This is a genomic window from Rhizobium sp. 01T437 (genome assembly GCF_056398505.1).
The window spans coordinates 134,874-156,722 of the sequence record NZ_JBFTPM010000003.1; the positions used below are offsets into that span (position 1 = coordinate 134,874).

The window sequence follows — 21,849 nt, forward strand, 5'->3', positions numbered from 1 at the left end:
CGGCCTGCACGACGGCGCAGGCCGCTGACTGCGATCAATCATGCCTGGTGAGAAAGGCTGAGACGATGTCGAGGCAAAGTTCGTTTTCCTCGACATGCGGCATGTGGCTGGAGTTCTCGAAGAGCACCCACTCGCAACCCTTCACACGATCGACATAGGGTTTGACGACGAGCGGAGTCGCCTCGTCATATTTGCCGGAGATCAAAAGCGTCGGCGCCTGAATGAGCGGCAGGCGATCCTCGATCGTCCAGTCCTTCATCGTGCCGATGACGTGGAATTCGGTCGGGCCATTCATGTTGCGGTAGACGGTGTTGTCTTCGTCCATAATCGCGAAAGTGCGCGCAACTTCCGGCGGCCAAGGGGAAACGCGGCAGACATGCCGGTCGTAAAAGACGCGCGAGGCTGCGACATAGTCGGGATCGGTAATGGTGCCAGCTTCCTCATGCTTCAGCAACGTGTCCTGCACCTCCTGCGGCAGTTCCTCGCGCAGGCGGTTTGCCTCTGCCACCCAGGTATGCATGTTGGCCGGCGAATTGGCGATGACGAGCGCCTTCAGACCCTTCGGCTGGCGTACCGCATGTTCGGCACCCAGCATGCCGCCCCAGGACTGACCGAGGAAGGCATAGCGATCCTGAATGCCGAGATGCTTCAGCAGCGCATCGAGTTCTTCGAGGAAGAGCGCAGGCGTCCAGAAATCCGGCCCCTTCTCGGGTAGCCGGGTTGAGTTGCCGTTGCCGAGCTGATCGTAATGGATGACGGCGCGGCCATCGAGCTCCGAGATGCCCTTGAAGGAATCGACATAATCATGCGTGCAGCCGGGACCACCATGGGCGACGACAAGCGGCAGTCTGCCGGAATCAAGCGAACCGGTGATGCGATACCATGTCCGGTATTCGCGAAACGGCAGAAAAGCTTCCTTCGTCGAAACTGCGGCCACTGACATCTCCATCCTCTAGCGCAATGATGGAAAAGCATAGCGTGGCCGAAAAGGCGAAGGCAGCTATCAGAAGTTATAGGATGGGCGATCTTCCAGTAGCCGGTAATGCGCGGCCCGAACCACGGCCTGCGTGCGGTTACGGGCCCCAAGCTTCTTGGCAGCCGCATTGAGATGCATGACGACCGTCGGCACCGAGCGGTCGATGATGCGCGAAATCTCCTTGGCCGAGAGGCCCTCTGCTGAATGGCGCAAACATTCGCGCTCCCGCTCCGTCAGGCGGATCTTGCCGACGCTCAACGCCTTGGCATCGAAAAGCGAATAGGCAGCCTCATGAAAGACATGGGCCAGCAGGTTGAAATCGGCGATGTAGCGCAGCGCATGCTGCTCGAAATCGCTGTTGGCACCGAAACGGATGCCGGTCACCGTCGCATAGTCGCCTCGGGGCATATGGACGGGAACGGTGACACCCGTCGACATGTCACGTTCGCTGAGATAGCGCGTCACCGGCGCGGTGTCGTCGCTCATGAAGCGATTGATAAGCGTGTCGGCATCCCGGTCATAATTCCAGAAAAAGGGAGCGGAGGTGCGCAGCGCCACCTGCTGAACGGGATCGATGCGGAAGTAGCCGCGGTCGAACCAGTATTCCCGCATGTCCTCGGAAATATTGCGCAGCTTCAATAGCGACGGGATCATGATCGCCCCGTCGATGTCATAAGGCACCGGCGTGTAGTCGTAGATCAGGGCCTCGAAGCCGATCTCTTTCATCGCCGCGAAAACCTGATCGATACGCCCGTCCAGCGTCTGATGGGCTGAGAATTGCCGTCTGATCGTTCCGATTTCGTCAAGCATGGCAGGCTCCAGTCGGTGGTTCCCCACCCTATCACTTCTTATAGCTGGCAAAGGCTATGGTTTAAGGTAAAAATTTAGCCATGCCCAATTATTGAGCAAGCAAAATCTTTGCCGGAGCGGCCAATGTGGCGTGAAATCGAGCCTGAGGCGCGACATGAGATCGAAGTCGACGGTTACAAGGTGGTCGCCTACAGCTTCGGAACCGGCAGCGAGACCGTCTTCTGCCTGAATGGCGGCCCGGGTCTGCCCTGCGATTATCTGCGCGAGGCCCATTCCTGTCTCATCGACAAAGGCTATCGCGTGGTGGCCTTTGATCAGCTCGGTACCGGCGCCTCCGACAGGCCGACCGACGCATCGCTCTGGACCATCGGCCGCTATGTCGAGGAGACCGAGATGGTGCGCAAGGCGCTCGGCCTCGGCAAGGTGCATATGCTCGGCCACTCCTGGGGCGGCTGGCTGGCGATCGACTATGCGCTCACCTATCCGGAAAACCTGCAGACGCTGATCCTGGAAGACACCGTCGCCGACATGCCGCACCTGATTTCCGAACTGGAACGGCTGCGCGCCGCCCTCGGTCCGGAAACGGTCGCGATGATGCAGAAGCATGAGGCACAGGGCACCTACAATCATCCGGAATATCTGGCGGCGGTGACGATCCTGAACTACCGCCATGTCTGCCGCCTGCCGGAATGGCCGGCACCCGTGCGCCGCTCGCTCGACGACTGGAACATGGGTCCCTATGAGACCATGCAGGGTCCGAACGAATTCCTCTATATCGGCAACCTGAAGGACTGGAACCGCATCCCCGATCTGCCTGATGTGACGACGCCGGTGCTGATTACCACGGGCGAACATGACGAACTGACGCCGGCCTGCGCGCTGCGCATGAAGCTCGCTTTGCCGAATGCCGAGCTCAAGGTCTTCGCCAATGCCAGCCACATGCCGTTTTATGAAAATCCGCATGATTATTATCCCGCGCTGATTGATTTTCTATCGCGGCACAGGGCAAGCTGATGCAGGGCCAGGTGATCGGAACCCACCGAAGACAAGGGGGCGAGCGCCGCCATGCATCGTTATAAATTCATACTGACCCGGCCGGTCCAGTTTCTGCCCGTTATCTTCGGCATCAGCGTCATCACCTTCATCCTGGTACGATTGATCCCCGGCGATCCGGCCCGCAATATTCTCGGCACGCGCGCGACACCGACAGCCCTGGCCAATATCCGCGCCCAATACGGCCTCGATCAGCCAATGTGGCTGCAATATTTCTACTTTCTCAAGAACCTCGCGAATGGCGAAATGGGCAAGTCGATCCTCTACAAGATCGACGTATTTCCGCTGATCGCCACGCGCATCGAGCCGACGATCGCGCTTGTCCTGACAAGCGTCATCCTGTCGATCCTGATCGCCGTCCCGATGTCGGCGATTGCCGCTCGCAACGCTGGCCGGGCGCCTGATCATGCAGTACGCGTCATCTCCACATTCGGGATCGGCTTTCCGCCTTTCTGGCTCGGCCTGATGCTGATCATTCTTTTCAGCGTCGAACTCGGCGTCCTGCCCGTCTCCGGCTATGGCACGACACTGGGCGACAAGCTCTCCCATCTCATCTTGCCGGCGTTGACCGTTGCATTGTCGCTCTCGACCGTGCTGACCCGCAGCCTGCGCGCCGCGATGATCGAATCCCTGAAATCGGATGTAGCGACAGCCGCTCGCGCCCGCGGCATGCCTGAGAGTATCGTCTTCTGGCGCCACGTCCTGCCGAATTCGCTGGTACCGACAATCAATCTTCTGGCCGTCAACATTGGCTGGCTGATCGGCGGCACTGTCGTTGTGGAAAGCGTCTTTGCCCTGCCCGGCATGGGTCAATTGCTGGTGCGCGCCATCTTCTCGCGCGATTACATGGTCGTTCAGGGCGTCGCCATGACCTTTGCCTGCGCCACCGTGCTCGTCAATTTCATTGCCGATATCGTCACCGTCGCTGTCGATCCGAGGGTGAAGCTATGAGCGTCGATGCCCTTACCCCCTCTCCCGTCGCTTGGCGCCGTTTCCTCGGCCACCGGCTGACGCTCGTCATCGGCGCCGGTATTCTCTTGTTCTTTCTGCTTCTGGCAATCGCCGCTCCGCTGGTCGCACCCTATGATCCGATCCTGCAGAATGCCGATGTGCGGCTGCAGTCACCCTCCTTCGCCCATCTCTTCGGCACGGACAATTTCGGCCGCGACATACTTTCGCGCGTCATATGGGGCGCCCGCATCGATCTGCAGATCGCCGTCATCGGCGTTATCTTCCCGTTCCTGATCGGCACGACGGTCGGCACCATCGCCGGCTTCTTCGGCGGCATCGTCGATGCGGTTTTCATGCGCCTCGTCGATATCATTCTCGCCTTCCCATTCCTTGTCCTGATGCTGTCGATCATCGCCATCCTGGGGCCGGGCCTAAGCAGCTTCTACATTGCCATGGCGCTGGTCGGCTGGGTCTCCTATGCGCGCCTTATCCGCGCGCAGATGCTGGTGCTGAAAAGCAGCGACTACGCCGTCGCTGCCGTCAGCCTCGGCTTCAGCCGCTTCCGGATCATGTTCCGTCATCTCCTGCCGAATGCGATTGCCGGCTCTATCGTCTTTTCCATGTCGGATGCCACACTGGTGCTGCTCAGCGGCGCAGCGATCAGCTATCTCGGCCTCGGTGTGCAGCCGCCGCTCGCCGAATGGGGCGTCATGGTTGCCGAAGGCCAGAGTTTCATTACCACGGCCTGGTGGATCACGCTTTTCCCTGGCCTTTCGATCGTCTGCCTTGCTTTCGGTTTCAGCATGCTGGGTGATGCGCTCGGCGAACTTCTCGGAGTTCACGAATGAGCGCTTCAGTGCTTTCCGTCCGCGACTTGACGGTCAAGGTTCATCTCGATGGTGGCGTGCGAAAGCTGATCGACCATGTTTCCCTTGATCTCGCCAAGGGCGAAATCCTCGGCCTCGTCGGCGAAAGCGGCTCGGGAAAGAGCCTGCTCTGCCGTTCACTTGTCCGGCTGCTGCCCTCCTCTCTGATCAAGATCGAAAGCGGCACCGTCCTGCTCGAGGGGCGCGATCTGACCACCGCGAGCGATGCCGAGATGCTGGAAGTTCGCGGCGGCGAGATCGGCATGATCTTCCAGAACCCGACGAGCCATCTCGATCCGGTCATGCGCATCGGCGACCAGATTTCCGAGGGCATCCGCTATCATCAGGGGCTTAGCGCCAAGGAAGCACGGGCGGCGGCCATCGAGATCCTGACACAGGTCGGCTTTCCGGATCCCGTTCGCCAATATGACAGCTATCCGCACGAGTTTTCCGGCGGCATGCGCCAGCGTGCCATGATCGGCGTTGCACTCTCCTGCAACCCGAAGATCCTGATCGCCGACGAGCCGACGACCGCACTCGACGTGACGATCCAGGCGCAGATCCTGAAACTCTTGCTGGAGATCCGAGAAAAGCGTGGCTTGTCGATCATCCTCATTACCCACGATCTCGGCATCGTCGCGCAGACCTGCGACCGCATCGCCGTTATGCGCAACGGCAAGCTGCTTGAACAGGGGCCGAAACGGACGATCCTCTCCCGGCCGCAGGATGCCTACACGATCAATCTGATCAACAGCCACCCCTCCATGCCGGACGAGGCGCCAATGCTGGAGCCGCAGGTCGTGTCTTCCGCTGCATCGACCAAGCCGCTTCTTGAAATCGACGACCTTCATGTGCGTTTCAAGGTTGGCGGCAGCCTGTTCAAGGGCAGTGCCAAGACGGTGAGCGCCGTTTCCGGCGTCAGCCTGCAACTCATGCCAGGCGAAACCATCGGCATCGTCGGCGAATCCGGCAGCGGCAAGAGCACGCTCGCACGCGCCGTGCTGGGGCTGACGCCGATCTCCTCAGGCCATGTGTCCTTCGACGGGATCGATCTCGCGCAGCAGCGGGGTGCCGGACTCGCAAAGCTGCGGCGTGAGACGGCCATGGTCTTTCAGGATCCTTATAACGCACTCAATCCGCGCCTCACGATCGGGCAGATGCTTGCCGAGGTGCTGAAGGTGCAGGGCAAGGTGCCGGCATCGGCCATTCCAGAGAGGATCGGCGAATTGCTCGATCTTGTCGGATTGGAGCGGGAGTTTGCCAATCGCAAGCCCCGCAGCATGAGCGGTGGCCAGTGCCAGCGCGCCGGCATCGCCCGGGCGCTCGCAGTCGATCCGAAGCTCATCATCGCTGACGAATGTGTCGCCGCGCTGGATGTGACGATCCAGGCGCAGATCATCGCGCTTTTCCGCGAACTGACGGCAAAGATGAACCTGACGCTGATGTTCATCGCCCATGACCTGGCGATCGTGCGCAATCTCTGCGAACGCGTCGTCGTCATGTACCGCGGGGAGATTGTCGAGGAAGGCCGGTCGGAAGAGGTCTTTGCGCGGCCGAAACATCCCTATACCGCGGCGTTGATTGCCGCCATTCCCGACATCGATCCGGACAAGCCGCTTCTGAGCGGCGCGAACTCGGAAGACGAGCTGCAATTGATGCCGGCACTACCCGTCAAACGCATGCCATAACAACGAAGGGAACGAACGCATGATCACCAGATGGAAATCAATCGGGCTTGCAGCGCTTCTTGCGGGCCTGACGCTCAGTGCATCCTACGCCGAAGCCGCCGGCGTGCTTACCATCGGCCGGCGCGAGGATTCGACGACATTCGATCCGATCAAGACGGCGCAGAACATCGACAACTGGGTGTTTTCCAACGTCTACGACGTGCTGATCCGCGTCGACAAGACCGGCACCAAGCTGGAGCCCGGCCTTGCAGAAAGCTGGACCGTGTCCGACGACGGACTGACCTATGTCTTCAAGATCCGCGACGCAAAATTCTCCGACGGTTCGCCGCTGACGGCGGAAGATGCGGCCTTCAGCCTGCTGCGCATCCGCGATGACGCAGGCTCGCTCTGGAGCGACTCCTACAAGGTAATCGACACCGCCGTCGCGACCGATCCACACACGCTGACGATCAAGCTCAAGAATCCCTCGGCACCTTTCCTGTCGACGCTGGCGCTGCCGAATGCCTCTGTCATTTCCAAGGCCGGCATCGAATCCATGGGCGCCGATGCCTATGCCGAAAAGCCGATCGCATCCGGCGCCTTCGTCGTCGATGAATGGCGGCGCGGCGACCGCGTCATCCTGAAGAAAAACCCGAATTTCTGGCAGGCGGACCGCGTGAAGCTCGACGGCGTCGAATGGATCTCTGTGCCTGACGACAATACCCGCATGCTGAACGTGCAGGCGGGCCAGCTCGATGCGGCCATCTTCGTGCCTTTCTCACGTGTCGAGGAACTGAAGAAGGATGCGGGCCTCAAAGTGCTGATCGACCCGTCGACGCGTGAAGACCATCTGCTGATCAACCATGCGCATGGCGATCTCGGCAAGAAGGAAGTACGCCAGGCCCTTGATCTGGCAATCGACAAGAAGGCGATCGTCGATGCCGTCACCTTCGGTCAGGGCACGGTCGCCAATTCCTACATTCCGAAGGGCGCTCTCTATTACTACGCCGACAACCTGAAGCGCCCCTATGATCCGGAAAAGGCTAAGAAGCTGCTGGCCGATGCCGGTGTCTCCAACCTGACGCTGAACTACCTGATCCGCGCCGGCGACGAGGTGGATGAACAGACCGCGGTGCTGTTGCAGCAGCAGCTCGCCAAGGCTGGCATCACCGCCAACCTGCAGAAGGTCGATCCCAGCCAGGAATGGGACATGACGGTCGCCGGCGATTACGACATCTCGGTCAACTACTGGACCAACGACATTCTCGACCCGGACCAGAAGACGACCTTCGTGCTCGGCCACGATTCCAACAACAACTACTTGACCAACTACAAGAACGAAGCGGTGAAGGAACTGGTCGCCAAGGCCCGCCTGGAACTTGATCCCAAGAAGCGCGAGCAGATGTATATCGACCTGCAGAAGACGGCGAAGGACGATGTCAACTGGATCGATCTCTACTATAGCCCGTATATCAACGTGGCGCGCAAGAACATCGACAATTTCTACCAAAACCCACTCGGCCGCTTCTTCCTGGAAGACACGGTCAAGAATTGAGCCTGAACCTCGCTACCATGCTCCGCCGCCCTGAAAGCGGCGGAGTATTGTTTTCACGAGCAATCGGGAATGACGACGGATGAAATCCGCATTCATAAGGGTGGCCGAGATTGGGCAAGCCTATGGAAGCGGCTCGCTTTCGCCCGTCGATCTCATGCGCGCCAGAACGGCGGCGTTTTTGCTCTCGACGGTTCCAGTTATAAGGTTGCCGCTGACCTCGCCGCCTGCTCGTAATAGCCCGATAAGGCTCTCAAATGGGAGGCAATGCCGGAAAGATCGTCCTGCGATAGGCCCGACACCTTCGTCGCTTCGACCAGCAGCCGCTCACGGATTTCCGAATAACGCGTCAGCGCCTCCAGACCCTTGTCGGTAACTTGAATGACTTTCTCCTTGCCGGATTTTCCGGTTTTGACCAGCCCCGCGGCATCAAGCTTCTTTACCGCGTAATTGGCGACATGGGTGTCTTCGATATCGAGCACGAGGCAGAGGTCGGACAATGTCTTCGGCCGGTCGCGATGGCGGACCGAGTGAATGATGAGGATCTCCACCGGCGACAGGCTCGGCACCCCGGCGGCCGCCATGCAGCGCACCATCCAGCGATTAAAGGCGTGAGAAAAGAGGACCGATCCGTATTCGAGCTCCGAAAGAGCCGGCGAGCTGCCGAGCGCCAGATGGGCCGACGAGACGATCAGGTCGCGGGGAGCCTTTTGGTCTTTCGATTCTTCCATTGAACGCCCTTTCATCCCAAATGCTCAAGCATCTATCGGTCCATATCCGCCGCCTGTTGGCGTCACGACAGTAAAGGCTTCACCCGCTTCCAGCACCGTATGGGCAGCACCGATCAACTCATCGATCGTACCGTCATTGCGGCGAACATAATTGCGGCCGGTCTGCCCGTCTTCGCCACCCTTTAGACCGAAAGGCGCGACGCGGCGATGGCCGGATAGAATGGCAAATTCCAACTTCTCGAGCGTGCGGATCGTGCGTTGCGTGCCGTTGCCGGCATGCCACTGACCGCGGCCGCCGGAGTTCGGCCGGATATGGAAATCCTCGAGCACGACAGGGAAACGGCTCTCCAGAATTTCCGGATCGGTGAGGCGCGAATTGGTCATATGCGTATGCACGGCATCCGCACCGTTGAAGCCAGGACCGGCCGGCGCGCCGGAGCAGATGGTTTCGTAATATTGGTACTTGTCGTTGCCGAAGGTCAGGTTGTTCATCGTGCCTTGTGCCGCGGCCATGGCGCCGACGGCGCCGATCAGGCAATTGGTAACGGCCTGGCTGACTTCGACATTGCCGGCGACGACGGCCGCCGGATAGGCCGGCGTCAGCATCGTGCCCTCGGGAATGACGATGCGGATCGGCCGCAGGCAGCCGGCATTCATCGGAATATCCGCCTCGACCAACACACGGAAGACATAGAGCACGGCAGCGCGCGTCACCGGCGCCGGCGCATTGAAATTGTCGGGGCGCTGCGCCGACGTGCCGGTAAAATCGACTGTCGCCTCGCGCTTTTCCCGATCGATGGAAATCTTGACGACGATCTTGCAGCCCTGATCCATCTCATAGGAAAATTCGCCGTCCGGCAGGCGGTCGAGCACGCGACGCACGCTTTCGGCGGCATTGTCCTGCACATGGCCCATATAGGCGTCGACTACGTCCTCGCCGAAATGCACAATCATCTTCTTCAGTTCCGCCACGCCCTTTTCATTGGCGGCAACCTGCGCCTTCAGGTCGTTGACGTTCTGCGCCAGCGTGCGCACCGGATAGCGCGCGCCGGTGAGCAGGTCGACAAGAGCGTCCTCCCGGAATTTGCCGCGATCAAGAAGCTTGAAATTGTCGATATAGACGCCCTCCTCCTCGATATGTGTCGCGAGCGGCGACATCGAGCCCGGCGAAATGCCGCCGATATCAGCGTGATGACCGCGGCTCGCGACCCAAAAGCGGATGCGCGTGCCGGCATCATCGAAGACAGGCGTGCAGACGGTGAGGTCAGGCAGATGCGTGCCGCCATTGTAGGGCGCGTTGATCAGGAAGACGTCGCCCGGATGAATGAGCGGATTTTCACGGATTGCGGTCGCGACGGACGCGTCCATGGAGCCGAGATGCACTGGCATATGCGGCGCGTTGGCGACGAGATTGCCGTCCGCATCGAAAACGGCGCAGGAAAAATCGAGCCGTTCCTTGATGTTGACGGAATAGGCGGTATTCTGCAGCGTCACCCCCATCTGCTCGGCAATCGACATGAAGAGATTGTTGAAAATCTCCAACATGACCGGATCGGCCTTGGTGCCGATCGCCGTGCGCTCGGGCAGCGCCTTGATGCGGGTCAGTACGATATGATCGCGCGTCGTTAGCTTCGCCTGCCAGCCATCTTCCACGACGATGGTCTGGTTTGGCTCGATGATGATGGCCGGCCCGGTGACGGTCTGGCCGGGAAGGATGTGATCGCGCAGGACGACCGCCGCATCATGGCTTTCACCCTGCGAATGGAACTGGATTCGCCGGATGGCCGAAACCTCGCCATCACCGGCCTCGCCGCGATCGACGTCGATTTCGGCGGCCGCACCGCCGATGCATTCGACCTCGACTGCTTCCACGACCAGCGGCTTGTCCTCGGCGACGAAGCCGAAGCGACGCTTATGCAGGATCTCGAATTCCTTGCGAAGGCGCGTCTCGTTATCAGCCTGCGGGAACAGTGCCTCGACCGCCAGCAGCGTATCGGTGCCGGCATAGCGAATATGAGCGCGCAGCACCGTCTTGATCTTGCCGGCCGCGACGCCCTGCGCCACCAGCTCCGGCTGACACTCGCCCTGCAATTGCCTGCCAAGCGCGGTCATCGCTGCGGGAGCAGCCGCATCGAGCGGCACACCGAGCGCCTTTTGACGCGTGGAGCGGATATCGGCGAGACCCATGCCATAGGCAGACAGAAGACCGGACATCGGATGCAGGAGGATACTCTTCATCCCGAGCGCATCAGCGACAAGGCAGGCATGCTGACCGCCAGCGCCACCAAAGCAGTTGAGCGCATAACGCGTCACGTCATAACCGCGCTGGACGGAAATCTTCTTGATCGCCTCGACCATATTGGCAACGGCAATGCGGATGAATCCGTCAGCCACTTCTTCGGGGCTGCGCCCGTCACCGATCTCGGCTGCCAGCGCGGCGAACTTCTGCCGCACCGCCTCGACATCGAGCGGCTGATCCTGGTTCGGGCCGAAGATCGCCGGGAAGAAATCGGGCAGCAGTTTGCCAGCCATGACATTGGCATCGGTCACCGCGAGCGGGCCGCCATTGCGATAGCAGGCGGGGCCTGGGAAAGCGCCGGCGGAATCAGGCCCAACTCGGAAGCGGCCGCTCTCGAAATGCAGGATCGAACCACCGCCGGCAGCCACCGTATGGATCAGCATCATCGGCGCGCGGACGCGAACGCCAGCGACTTCCGTTTCGAAGGCGCGCTCATATTCGCCATCGAAATGCGCGACGTCAGTCGAAGTGCCGCCCATATCGAAGCCGATCACGTGGCCGAAACCAGCCTGCTCGCCGGTCTTGGCAAGACCGACCACACCGCCGGCAGGGCCGGACAGGATCGCGTCCTTGCCCTGAAACATATCGGCTGCCGTCAGGCCGCCCGAGGACATCATGAACATGACGCGCGCCCCCGTGCGCGCCACGTCAAGTTCGTCCGAGACCTGACTGACATAGCGGCCAAGCACCGGCGAAAGATAGGCGTCGACAACGGTCGTATCGCCACGGCCGACCAGCTTGATCAGCGGCGAGACCTCGTGACTGACGGAAACCTGTTCGAAGCCGATGGCGCGGGCAATGCGCGCAGCAGCTGCCTCGTGATCAGGATACTTATAGGCGTGCATGAAGACGATAGCGACGGCGCGGTAACCCTTGCCTCGCAGATCGCGGAGTGCTGCTTCGGTCGCGGCTTCATCGAGTTTTGTCTCGACGGTACCGTCAGCCAGTACACGCTCTTCGAGCTCGACCACATCCTGATAGAGCGCTTCCGGCTTGACGATCTCCGTCGCAAAGATCTTCTTGCGCTCCTGATAGCCGATGCGCAGTGCGTCACGGAAACCCTTTGTCGTCACCAGCGCCAGATGTTCGCCCTTGCGCTCCAGAAGCGCATTGGTGGCGACGGTGGTTCCCATACGCACCTCGCCGATCAGCCCCGCCGGGACAGGTTCACCAGCGGTCAGACCGAGATGCAGGCGAATGCCGTGGACGGCGGCGTCGCGATAGGCTTCCGGGTTTTCAGACAGCACCTTTCGGGCATGCAGGGCACCGGACGGGTCGCGTCCGACGATATCCGTGAAGGTGCCTCCACGATCGATCCAGAAGTCCCAGCTACCAGCCGTAGTGCCCGACAAAATCGCCTCCACCGTTCGTTTCCGATATCAATAAGAAATTATCGACAAATCGTCAACGTTTTATGGAGGAGAAAGCCACCGAAGGTATCGATGAGTGGAGGGAGTGGGACTGGCCCGACATTCAGACGCATAAAATCGAACGCCGCGGCCGGAGGACCGCGGCGACAAAATTGAGATGAATGACGGGTTCTTGAGGGCCAACCCTCAAACGCCGCCCTTCCCGTTTGATCAACGAGAGGTCAGATCGTCGGGCAGTTCGGCATTGTGGTACTTGCGATAGATATCGCGCAGTACCTTGTTGTCGAAATTGGTCTTCACCCACTGGTCGAGCCAGGTCTTGAGGCCGGCCTCGCCCTTCGGAATGCCGATACCGAGGTTGGTTTCCTTCTGCGTGAACTTCACCTGCAGCGGGTGATCGGCCATCTTCTTGTTGATGCCGTTGATGACAGCCGACTGGCTGGAGAGGACATCGACCTGACCCGAGACGACGGATGTGATCAGCGTCGCGTCGTCCTCGAAGCGGACGATATCCGCACCCTTTGCATTGGCCGTGATGTCCTGGTCGTTGGTCGTGGCGCGGGTAACGCCGATGCGCTTGCCATCGAGATCTGCATAACCCTTGATCTCAACACTCGGCTGAGCGGCGACGACGAGCGCGAGCGTCGCATAGGGAACGGAATAGTCGATCGCCTTCTTGCGCTCCTCGGTGATGCCGAGCGAAGAGACGACCATATCGGCCTTGCCCGTCTGGACCGAGGGAACACGAGCAGCATTGGTGATTTCCACCAGTTCCAACTCGACACCGAGATCCTTGGCGATCAGTTTCGCGGTCTCGACGTCAGAGCCGGTCGGCTTGAGGTTCTCATCGACGAAAGAATATTCCGGAATGCCCATCGCGACCGCAATGCGCACCTTGCCGGCCTTCTTGATATTGTCGAGCACATCGGCATAGGCAACGCTTGCCAGCGCCAGCAGGCCYGCGCCCGCCAACAGTGCCAGYTTCGAAATCATTGTCTTCGGCATACTCCAAGTCTCCTCTACCTGATTGCCTCTGCCCGCTCTCTGTCGGGCCTCCTCTGAAACCTGCGCCGGCTCATCCGGGACAGGCCGTTCCCTCCCGCAATTGGCGGGGTTGGAGCATTCCGTTTTCTGGAACCGCGGAATGCTCCATCTCTTTGTTTTCACGCAATTCCGGACGCAAAACCGCTACGCACTTTTGCTGGAATTGCTCTATAGCTCTGCAGCCATGAACTCCTTGAGTTCGGGCGTCTGCGGATTGCTCAGGATGTCGGCGCCACCCGTCTCCCAGACCTTGCCGGTATGCATGTAGATGACGCGGTTGGCGGCGCGCTTGGCAAAGCCCATCTCATGGGTGACGACGATCATCGTCATGCCGCCGCGGGCGAGATCTTCCATGACGCGCAGCACTTCGCCCGTCAGCTTCGGGTCTAGCGCCGAGGTCACCTCGTCGAACAGCATCACCTTCGGCTGCATGGCGAGCGAACGGGCGATTGCGACGCGCTGCTGCTGGCCACCGGACAGTTGCTCCGGATAGGCATCGATCTTCTCAGAGAGACCGACCTTGGCGAGCACCTGCTTGGCGATCTCCAAGGCCTGATCCTTGCGCATGCCCTTCACGCGGCGCAGTGCCAGCATGATGTTTTCCGCGACCGTCATGTGCGGGAAGAGATTGTAGCTCTGGAACACCATGCCAATATCGCGGCGCAATGTCCGGAGATCGAGCTTCGGATCTTCGACGCGATGGCCGCAAACCTCGATCGAGCCGTCCTGGATCGTCTCCAGCCGGTTGATGCAGCGTAGCGCCGTGCTCTTGCCGGAGCCGGACTGGCCGATCAGCGCCACCACTTCGCCGGCATTGATCTCGAAGGAGACGCCCTTCAGAACCTCCAGCGCGCCGAAGCGCTTGACGACATTGGTGAGTTTAACGGCGGCCGACATTGAGCTTCCTCTCGAGAGAGCGGCTCCAGACCGACAGCGGGTAGCAGACAGCGAAATAGAGAAGCGCTGCGATGCCGAAGACCAGGAAGGGCTGGAACAGGGAATTGTTGATGACCTGCGCTGCACGCGTCAGCTCCAGAAAGCCGACGACAGAGGCAAGCGAGGTGTTCTTGACGAGCTGGACGAGGAAACCGACCGTCGGCGGCGTGGCGATCCGGAGCGCCTGCGGCAGGATCACATCCCGCAGCGCCTGCCAGCGCGTCAGGCCGAGGCATTCGGCCGCCTCGAACTGCGTGCGAGAAATGGATTCGACCGAGCCGCGCCAGATCTCTCCGAGATAGGAGCTCGAATAGATCATCATGCCGAGGCCGGCTGCGACCAGCGGCGGCACAGAGATATTGATGACCCCAAGGCCGAAATAGAGGATGAACATCTGGATCAGGAGCGGCGTGCCCTGAACGATCTGGATGTAGATGAGCGCTGCACGCCGTACCCACAGGAATCGCGAGATCCGGCACAGCATCACGAAGAAGCCGGCAATACCACCCAGCAGGAAGGCGAGCGCAGACAGCACCACCGTCCAGACAAGGCCGTCCAGCAGATAGATCAGGTGATTGAAGGAAAACCCACCGAGCATGGCGACCCCTAGAGCGACGTGCCGAGCCGGCGACGGCGCGGGAAGGCGATGAGACCGAGGCCGTAGAAGCCTGCCCGCATCAGATAGGTGATGGCGATGTAGAGAACGGCGACCACCATGTAGGTCTCCAGCGATCGAAACGTGTTCGACTGGATGTTGTTGGCGACACCCGTCAGCTCCTCGGCCGATATTTGCGAGGCAATCGAAGTCGACAGCATCATCAGGATGAACTGGCTGGAGAGTGCCGGATAAACACGCTCGATCGCCGGCAGAAGGATGATGTCGCGATAGATCTGCAGCTTCGACAGGCCCAGCGCTTCAGCCGCTTCGATCTGGCTCGGATGGATGGAATCCATGCCGGCGCGCACGATCTCGGCCGTATAGGCCCCGACGTTGATGACCATGGCGAAAACGGCGGCCGCAATGATCGGCAGACGGATGCCGACCGAGGACAGGCCAAAGAAGATGAAGAAGATCTGCACGATGAAAGGCGTGTTGCGCACGGTCTCGACATAAATGCTGACGAGGGTACGCAGCGGCCCGATATCCGAACGGCGGGCGATAGCGCAGGCAACGCCGATCACCAGACCGATGAGCACCGAAAAGACGGTGATCTCGATCGTGACGAGCGCGCCCGATAGGAAATCGCTCCAATAGGGCAGCAAGGCCGAAAAATCGAACTGGTACTGCATGTCCTCCTCCATTCCGGCCACGCCAACTCCACTGACGCAGCCTCGCTTTCCCGCAGGAAAGCGTCATGTCTCCTCCCGGCTGTCGCGTCAGCGCGCCAGCCAGCCTCCATCGACCGGCAGCACCGTGCCGTGCACGTAATCGGATGCAGCTGACGCCAGGAACACGGCGGCACCGCCAATATCGCCGGGCTCGCCCCAGCGGCCGGCCGGGATGCGGGACAGGATGCTGGCATTGCGATCGGCATCTTCGCGGAGCGCCGTCGTGTTATTGGTCACGAAATAGCCGGGAGCGATGGCATTGACGTTCACGCCCTTGCCCGCCCATTCGCAGGCGAGCAGCCGGGTCAGACCCGCAAGGCCGCTCTTCGAGGCCGTGTAGGACGGGATGCGGATGCCGCCCTGAAAGGAGAGCAGCGAGGCGATATTGATGATCTTGCCGCGCCCTTTTTCGAGCATGTGACGGGCAGCCGCCTGAGACAGGAAAAAGGCCGTCTTCAGGTTGACGTTCATCACCGCGTCCCAGTCTTCCTCGGTGAAGTCGATCGCGTCGGTACGGCGGATGATGCCAGCATTGTTGACGAGGATATCGAGCGCCCCGAAGCGCTCCAGCGCCTCCGCAACGATCGGCTTGGCCGGCTCGATCGTGCCGAGATCGGCCTTGATGACGTGGAATGTCGCTCCCGTCTCCGCCACCAAGGCATCGGTCTCATCCATCGACGAACGGCCGACTGCGACGATCGAAGCACCAGCCTCTGCCAGCGCGACGGCGATGCCCTGCCCGATGCCGGTATTGGCACCAGTGACGACGGCAGTTTTTCCTGAAAGGTCGAAAAGAGCCTGCATCGCCATCACCTCAGATCGCCGATGGCGATGTGATCCATGTCCGTGAAGCTCTTGTTGTCGCCGGCCATCGCCCAGATGAAGCTGTAATTCTTGGTGCCCGCACCCGAATGGATCGACCAGGGCGGCGAGATGATCGCCTGCTCGTTGGCGACGAGCATATGGCGCGTTTCCTGCGGCTCACCCATGAAATGGAAGACACGCTGATCGGCATCGAGGTCGAAATAAAGATAGGCCTCCATGCGCCGGTCATGCGTATGGCTCGGCATGGTGTTCCAGATACTGCCGGTCTCCAGGCTGGTGAAGCCCATGGTCAGCTGGCAGGACTGGCAGACCTCTGGATGGATATACTGATAGATCGAACGCTTGTTGGCGGTTGCCGCCTCGCCCGGCGTCAGATGCCGCGCCGTTTCGCGCGTCAGAAGCACGGTCGGGTGGCTTGCATGGGCCGGCGTCGAGACCAGATAGAATTTTGCCGGATCGGCAGCCTCCGCACTTTCGAAACTGATATCGACGGCACCCTTGCCGACATAGAGGCAGTCATATTTCGCCAGAGTGTAGATCGTACCATCGACGACCACGCGGCCGGAATTGCCGACATTCAGCACGCCAAGTTCACGCTCCGCCAGAAACGTGTCCTGACCGATCGCCTTTGGCGCCGTGAGTACGAGTGACGTGCCGAGCGGCGCGGCTCCGCCGATGACCATGCGGTCGTAATGCGAATAAGTGAGCCTGATTTCGCCAGGCACAAAAACCGTCTCGACCAGGAAGTGGCGCCGCAGCGTTTCCGTATCGAAGCCCCTGACAGCTTCGGGGTGGGAGGCGTGTCGTACGTCAATCTGCATTGGAATTGTCCTTCTCTCCTCCGGATGCCGACGCGTGCGGGGCATCCTCAATGAAATAGGCTGGGTCGAGCATCTCGGCCTTTTCGACTTCGTGCAGCAGCTTGCCGAGATGGAACTCCATGGCAGCCTTCGCCCCGTCTTTGTCGCCGGTTCGCATGCAATCGATGACCGCGGCATGTTCCTCGATGACGCGTGTCAGACGACCCTGCTGCGGCAGCGTCAGCAGGCGGTAGCGGTCGCTGTGAACCTTGACCTGCTGGATGATCGCCCAGATGCCGGGAAAGCCGGCGATATTGCTGATGAGCTGGTGGAAATCATTGTCGATGACGTGGAAGGCCGCGACATCGCCGTCACGGTGGCAGGCATCCAGATCAGCGAGATTGCGCTCCAGCGCAAGCAGGCCTGCCGGCGTCATCTTCTCGACCGCAATCGAAACCGTCGTGTCCTCCAGCGCCTTGCGCACGAGGATCGCTTCGTAAAGCGCGCGGCGCGGAATGCGGGAGACGAAAGTGCCGGATTGCGGAAAGACGTCGACGAGGCCGTCATCAGCAAGCCGGATGATAGCTTCACGGATCGGCGTCCGGCTGACGCCGAACTGCGCCTCGAGCTCCTTCTCGTTCAACAACTCCATCGGCTTGCGGCGCAGCGAAACGATGTCGTCGAGAAGCGCGCTGTAGACCAGCGTTGCTGCCCGCGGGGCAGCCGCCCGCTGATGCGAAAGCACCGTGACCCCTTGCAGGGAGCGCTTCTTGCGCGCGATTCCGGAGGGCGAATTCATCGCATTCCTTCCAAGAGGCAGATCAGCAATCGAGTGTTTGACATCATCAAGGACCGCCTCCATTTGGCCTGATAAAAAGTAATATATTAGTATCCAACTTCTGGCAAGCGTGTCGATGAGCCGTTTTTTACAGTTGTGGAAAACGAAGCCGAGGTGGGAAATCTGCCAAGTGCACAGAGGACGACGGTGTTACGCGATCTGTTCGAAGCGATTCTCGCGGACCATCCGTCGCAATCGAATGGTGGTCTGAACTCTTGGCCGATGGCCCCTTAGAACGAAACGCGCAACCAAGGCGCGACTAGGCCACACCATCATTCCGTCAGCGACGCCGTATTTAAGACAGCCTTGAAAGAAGGCTCTAATACGCCATTTTCTGACGCAACCAGAATGGCCGTTGCGGTCCTAAAGCAGGCTCAATGCAGGGGGTCGGCGCACGCGGTGCCGCCGGCGCCCGGGTTAAGGATGCACCGCGACCAGAGGGAACAAAAAAATGAAAGTACTTTTGGCATCCACCATCTTCGCAGCCGGCACGATGCTCGCGAGCGGCAGCGTTTTTGCAGCCGATTGCGGTAATGTCACGATCGCGAGCATGAACTGGCAGTCCGCGGAAGTGGCCGCAAGCCTCGACAAGATCATTCTTGAGGAAGGATACGGCTGCACGGCCGAAATCGTCACTGGCGATACCGTCCCTACCCTGACCTCCATGGCAGAAAAAGGCGAACCGGATATCGCTCCGGAAGCCTGGGTCAGCCTTCAGCCGGAACTGGTGAAGCGTGGCCTTGAAGGCGGCAAGGTCGTCGAAGGCGCCAAGATCCTCTCCGATGGCGCAATCCAGGGCTGGTGGATCCCCAAATACATCGCCGACGCCCATCCCGACGTTAAGACCATCCCTGATCTTCTCAAGCATCCCGAACTCTTCCCGGCACCAGAGGACAAGAGCAAGGGCGCTGTCTTCAATGGCCCACAGGGCTGGGGTGGCACTGTCGTCACCGCGCAGCTCTTCAAGGCCTACGGCGCTGAAAAAGCCGGCTTTACGCTTGTCGACACCGGTTCGGCAGCAGGCCTCGATGGCTCGATCGCCAAGGCCTATGAAGGCAAGCAGCCCTGGGTCGGCTATTATTGGGCACCGACCTCCCTGCTCGGCAAATATGAGATGGTCAAGCTCGGATACGGCACGGAATATGACGCGGCCGAATGGAAGCGTTGCACCTCGATTGCCGATTGCGCCGATCCCAAGCCGAATGCCTGGCCGGCCGATGACGTGAAGACGCTGATCAGCAAGAGCTTTGCCGATCGCGGCAGCCCTGCCATCGATTACCTGAAGAAGCGCGCCTGGACCAATGACACCGTCAACAAGCTGATCGCCTGGATGACCGACAATCAGGCAACCGGCGAAGACGGCGCGAAATACTTCCTGAAGAATAACGAACCCCTCTGGAAGGATTGGGTCTCCCCGGAAGCGGCCGAAAAGATCAAGGCTTCGCTCTAATCATTCAGACATGACATGGGCAGCCTTGCCGCTGCCCAGACAATCCTTCGGCGCGACGGCCAAAACAACAATCGGCCGCCGCCACTATCTATTTTGGGGAACCGTTATGGATTGGCTCTGGAAATTTCCGACAATGAATGACGACGTGCTGCGCGAGCTGAAGAAGAGCGTCGATGAAGGATTTCGTGCCTTCACACGCGCCTATGGCGACAGCATCGAAGCGGCCTTCAGCCCGCTGCAGAGTTTTCTTATCTGGGCCGAACGGCTACTGACCGGCACACCCTGGCCAATCATTCTGATTGTTTTTGCCGCCATTGCCTGGTTTGCCAGCCGCAGCTGGAAGGTCGTTGTCGGCTGCGTTCTGACGCTTCTCGTCATCGGCTATTTCGACATGTGGCAGGATACGATGAAGACCGTGTCGATGATCTTCGTCTGTACTGTGCTTTCGATCGTGATCGGCCTGCCGCTCGGCATCCTGATGGCACGGTCGAATGCGATGCAGAAGATCGTCAATCCGATCCTCGACGTCATGCAGACCATGCCGAGCTTCGTCTACCTGATCCCCGTCGTCATGCTTCTCGGCATCGGTCGCGTGCCTGGTGTCATTGCCGTCGTCATCTACGCCCTGCCGCCGATGATCCGCCTCACCAATCTCGGCATTCGCATGGTGGACGAGAATGTGCTGGAGGCAGCTGATGCCTTCGGTTCGTCGAGCTGGCAGAAGCTTCGCAACGTCCAGCTGCCGCTGGCGCTGCCAACCATCATGGCCGGCATCAACCAGACAATCATGATGGCGCTCGCCATGGTGGTCATCGCCTCCATGATCGGCGTTCAAGGGCTTGGCCAGCCGGTTCTCAAGGCCATCTCCAACCAGTATTTCACCCTCGGCGTCTTCAACGGTCTCGCAATCGTCGGCATTGCCATCATTTTCGACCGGATCAGCCAGGCCTATGGCCTGCGACTCCAGAAGCACCGGGAGATCGTGCATGGCTAGTAATTCGATCGAGATCCGGAGCCTCTTCAAGATCTTCGGCCCGCGCGGCCGCGACTATGTGGAAGCCGTCAGCAAGGGCATGTCGAAGACCGAGCTCAACAAAGTGCATGGTCATGTGCTGGGGCTGAAAGACATCAACATCACCATCCCCGGCGGCAAGATCACCGTCATCATGGGGCTTTCCGGCTCCGGCAAATCGACACTGATCCGCCACATCAACCGACTGATCGACCCGACTTCGGGCGAAGTCCTCTGTGGCGGCGAGGATGTCTGCCGCATGGATGGCTTGCAGCTTCGCGAATTCCGCCGCCGGAAGACCGCCATGGTCTTCCAGCGTTTCGGCCTGTTGCCGCATCGCAATGTGCTGCAGAACACCGTCTACGGTCTGGAAATCCAGGGCGTCGCGAAGGCGGAGCGTGAGGAACGGGCCAATGCCTGGATCAAGCGCGTCGGCCTGGAGGGCTTTGATGGGCACTATCCGAACCAGCTCTCCGGCGGCATGCAGCAGCGTGTCGGCCTGGCGCGGGCACTCACTAATGATGCCGAAATCCTGCTGATGGATGAAGCCTATTCGGCGCTCGATCCGCTGATCCGCGTCGACATGCAGACCGTCCTCCTCGAGCTGCAGAAGGACCTGAAGAAAACGGTGGTCTTCATCACCCACGATCTCGACGAAGCTCTCCGACTCGGAGAGAAAATCGCCATCCTGCGCGACGGTGAGGTCATCCAGCAGGGTTCGGCGGCTGAAATCGTCCTCAACCCCGCCAATGATTACATTGCCGCCTTCGTGAAGGAGGTCAATCGCGGCCGGGTCATCAAGATCGGTGCCGTCGCGAAGCAAATCGCCGTCGAAAGCCAGCTGCAGCTTTCCGAAGATATGGATATCGAAGGAGCATTGCGCGAAATGTCTCGCGCTAACGTCTCCTCTGCGGCTGTCATGTCACAGGAGGGGCGGCCGCTGGGCGGCGTTTCACTGCAGCAGTTGCTGGCGCTGCTTTTGCATCAGGCATGAAAATCTTAAGCAATCAGGCGGCATGCGGCCAAACACATGCCGTTTGTTTAAACATGGTTAATTTTTTCATTATAATCATCTTGGAGAAGGAACCGAACGACACGTCCGGATGTTGATAGCACGCTGTGGAGGACCTCGAAGATGTTCAAATTTTTCTCGATCAAGCCGTCGACTGAAGACTTCGACGCCGATACCGGCACCTATGCCGATGGCATGACCGACCGCTACTATCGTGATCTGACTGGCCGCACCGAACATCGCTTCCGCTCAGCCCACGAGCGCGATTATGGCGCAGCCCGCGAGATCGCCGAACATGCGCCGCATGGCGTCACCGGCAACTGACCGG

General features: G+C 60.0%; 20 protein-coding genes. 9 read left to right on the top strand and 11 right to left on the bottom strand.

Features of this window, described 5'->3' with window-relative positions; all coding sequences use genetic code 11:
• Positions 1 to 34: 34 nt before the first annotated feature.
• Both AC1DM5_RS06900 and AC1DM5_RS06905 read right to left on the bottom strand, forming a co-directional pair.
• Entirely contained in the window at positions 35 to 949 is a 915-nt protein-coding gene (locus tag AC1DM5_RS06900; protein WP_477818519.1) for a proline iminopeptidase-family hydrolase, read from the bottom strand.
• Between the two features lie 54 nt (positions 950 to 1,003).
• The gene (locus AC1DM5_RS06905; protein WP_113182765.1) at positions 1,004 to 1,786 is read right to left on the bottom strand and encodes a LuxR family transcriptional regulator; all 783 of its coding nucleotides are present in this window, start codon (positions 1,784 to 1,786) and stop codon (positions 1,004 to 1,006) included.
• 123 nt (positions 1,787 to 1,909) lie between these two features.
• On the opposite strand from AC1DM5_RS06905, the gene AC1DM5_RS06910 reads away from it, so the two are divergent.
• From AC1DM5_RS06910 to AC1DM5_RS06930, 5 genes are read left to right on the top strand one after another with little or no spacing between them, the layout of a single operon-like run.
• Positions 1,910 to 2,800: a proline iminopeptidase-family hydrolase gene (locus tag AC1DM5_RS06910; RefSeq protein ID WP_477818520.1), complete on the top strand. Its 891-nt coding sequence runs from the start codon at positions 1,910 to 1,912 to the stop codon at positions 2,798 to 2,800.
• 51 nt (positions 2,801 to 2,851) lie between these two features.
• Positions 2,852 to 3,790 (top strand): ABC transporter permease, encoded by a 939-nt coding sequence (locus AC1DM5_RS06915; protein WP_477818521.1) that lies wholly within the window; start codon positions 2,852 to 2,854, stop codon positions 3,788 to 3,790.
• Positions 3,787 to 4,638, top strand: coding sequence for an ABC transporter permease (locus tag AC1DM5_RS06920; protein ID WP_477818522.1), 852 nt, complete (start codon positions 3,787 to 3,789; stop codon positions 4,636 to 4,638). Before AC1DM5_RS06915 ends, AC1DM5_RS06920 begins: the two co-directional genes overlap by 4 nt.
• Entirely contained in the window at positions 4,635 to 6,344 is a 1,710-nt protein-coding gene (locus AC1DM5_RS06925; RefSeq protein WP_477818523.1) for a dipeptide ABC transporter ATP-binding protein, read from the top strand. The genes AC1DM5_RS06920 and AC1DM5_RS06925 overlap by 4 nt, the downstream gene beginning before the upstream one ends.
• 19 nt (positions 6,345 to 6,363) lie before the next feature.
• Positions 6,364 to 7,878: an ABC transporter substrate-binding protein gene (locus AC1DM5_RS06930; RefSeq protein WP_477818524.1), complete on the top strand. Its 1,515-nt coding sequence runs from the start codon at positions 6,364 to 6,366 to the stop codon at positions 7,876 to 7,878.
• Positions 7,879 to 8,075: 197 nt separating this feature from the next.
• Here the strand turns inward: AC1DM5_RS06930 and AC1DM5_RS06935 are convergent, their stop codons facing one another.
• The 9 genes from AC1DM5_RS06935 to AC1DM5_RS06975 all read right to left on the bottom strand — a co-directional run bounded on the left by AC1DM5_RS06935 (position 8,076) and on the right by AC1DM5_RS06975 (position 18,008).
• A complete protein-coding gene (locus AC1DM5_RS06935) occupies positions 8,076 to 8,606 on the bottom strand; it encodes a winged helix DNA-binding protein (protein WP_477818525.1) in 531 nt (176 codons plus the stop codon).
• 24 nt (positions 8,607 to 8,630) lie between these two features.
• Positions 8,631 to 12,257 (bottom strand): hydantoinase B/oxoprolinase family protein, encoded by a 3,627-nt coding sequence (locus AC1DM5_RS06940; RefSeq protein ID WP_477818526.1) that lies wholly within the window; start codon positions 12,255 to 12,257, stop codon positions 8,631 to 8,633.
• A gap of 228 nt (positions 12,258 to 12,485) precedes the next feature.
• Positions 12,486 to 13,280, bottom strand: a complete 795-nt coding sequence (locus tag AC1DM5_RS06945) for a transporter substrate-binding domain-containing protein (RefSeq protein WP_477818527.1) — start codon at positions 13,278 to 13,280, stop codon at positions 12,486 to 12,488.
• 207 nt (positions 13,281 to 13,487) lie between these two features.
• Entirely contained in the window at positions 13,488 to 14,216 is a 729-nt protein-coding gene (locus AC1DM5_RS06950) for an amino acid ABC transporter ATP-binding protein (RefSeq protein ID WP_477818528.1), read from the bottom strand.
• The gene (locus AC1DM5_RS06955; protein WP_477818529.1) at positions 14,200 to 14,853 is read right to left on the bottom strand and encodes an amino acid ABC transporter permease; all 654 of its coding nucleotides are present in this window, start codon (positions 14,851 to 14,853) and stop codon (positions 14,200 to 14,202) included. The genes AC1DM5_RS06950 and AC1DM5_RS06955 overlap by 17 nt, the downstream gene beginning before the upstream one ends.
• Before the next feature lie 8 nt (positions 14,854 to 14,861).
• Positions 14,862 to 15,545, bottom strand: a complete 684-nt coding sequence (locus tag AC1DM5_RS06960; RefSeq protein WP_477818886.1) for an amino acid ABC transporter permease — start codon at positions 15,543 to 15,545, stop codon at positions 14,862 to 14,864.
• 87 nt (positions 15,546 to 15,632) lie between these two features.
• Positions 15,633 to 16,388 (bottom strand): 2-dehydro-3-deoxy-D-gluconate 5-dehydrogenase KduD, encoded by a 756-nt coding sequence (kduD, locus tag AC1DM5_RS06965; RefSeq protein WP_477818530.1) that lies wholly within the window; start codon positions 16,386 to 16,388, stop codon positions 15,633 to 15,635.
• 5 nt (positions 16,389 to 16,393) lie between these two features.
• Positions 16,394 to 17,230, bottom strand: a complete 837-nt coding sequence (kduI, locus tag AC1DM5_RS06970; RefSeq protein WP_477818531.1) for a 5-dehydro-4-deoxy-D-glucuronate isomerase — start codon at positions 17,228 to 17,230, stop codon at positions 16,394 to 16,396.
• Positions 17,220 to 18,008: a GntR family transcriptional regulator gene (locus AC1DM5_RS06975; RefSeq protein WP_477818532.1), complete on the bottom strand. Its 789-nt coding sequence runs from the start codon at positions 18,006 to 18,008 to the stop codon at positions 17,220 to 17,222. The genes kduI and AC1DM5_RS06975 overlap by 11 nt, the downstream gene beginning before the upstream one ends.
• 490 nt (positions 18,009 to 18,498) lie before the next feature.
• Between AC1DM5_RS06975 and AC1DM5_RS06980 the strand changes: the two genes are divergently transcribed.
• The 4 genes from AC1DM5_RS06980 (at position 18,499) to AC1DM5_RS06995 (ending at position 21,845) form a co-directional block, all read left to right on the top strand.
• Entirely contained in the window at positions 18,499 to 19,497 is a 999-nt protein-coding gene (locus AC1DM5_RS06980; RefSeq protein WP_477818533.1) for an ABC transporter substrate-binding protein, read from the top strand.
• A 106-nt stretch (positions 19,498 to 19,603) separates the two neighbouring features.
• Positions 19,604 to 20,491 (top strand): ABC transporter permease, encoded by an 888-nt coding sequence (locus AC1DM5_RS06985; protein ID WP_477818534.1) that lies wholly within the window; start codon positions 19,604 to 19,606, stop codon positions 20,489 to 20,491.
• The gene (locus AC1DM5_RS06990) at positions 20,484 to 21,503 is read left to right on the top strand and encodes a quaternary amine ABC transporter ATP-binding protein (RefSeq protein ID WP_477818535.1); all 1,020 of its coding nucleotides are present in this window, start codon (positions 20,484 to 20,486) and stop codon (positions 21,501 to 21,503) included. The genes AC1DM5_RS06985 and AC1DM5_RS06990 overlap by 8 nt, the downstream gene beginning before the upstream one ends.
• A 141-nt stretch (positions 21,504 to 21,644) precedes the next feature.
• Positions 21,645 to 21,845 (top strand): hypothetical protein, encoded by a 201-nt coding sequence (locus tag AC1DM5_RS06995; RefSeq protein ID WP_310382623.1) that lies wholly within the window; start codon positions 21,645 to 21,647, stop codon positions 21,843 to 21,845.
• Positions 21,846 to 21,849: the final 4 nt, after the last annotated feature.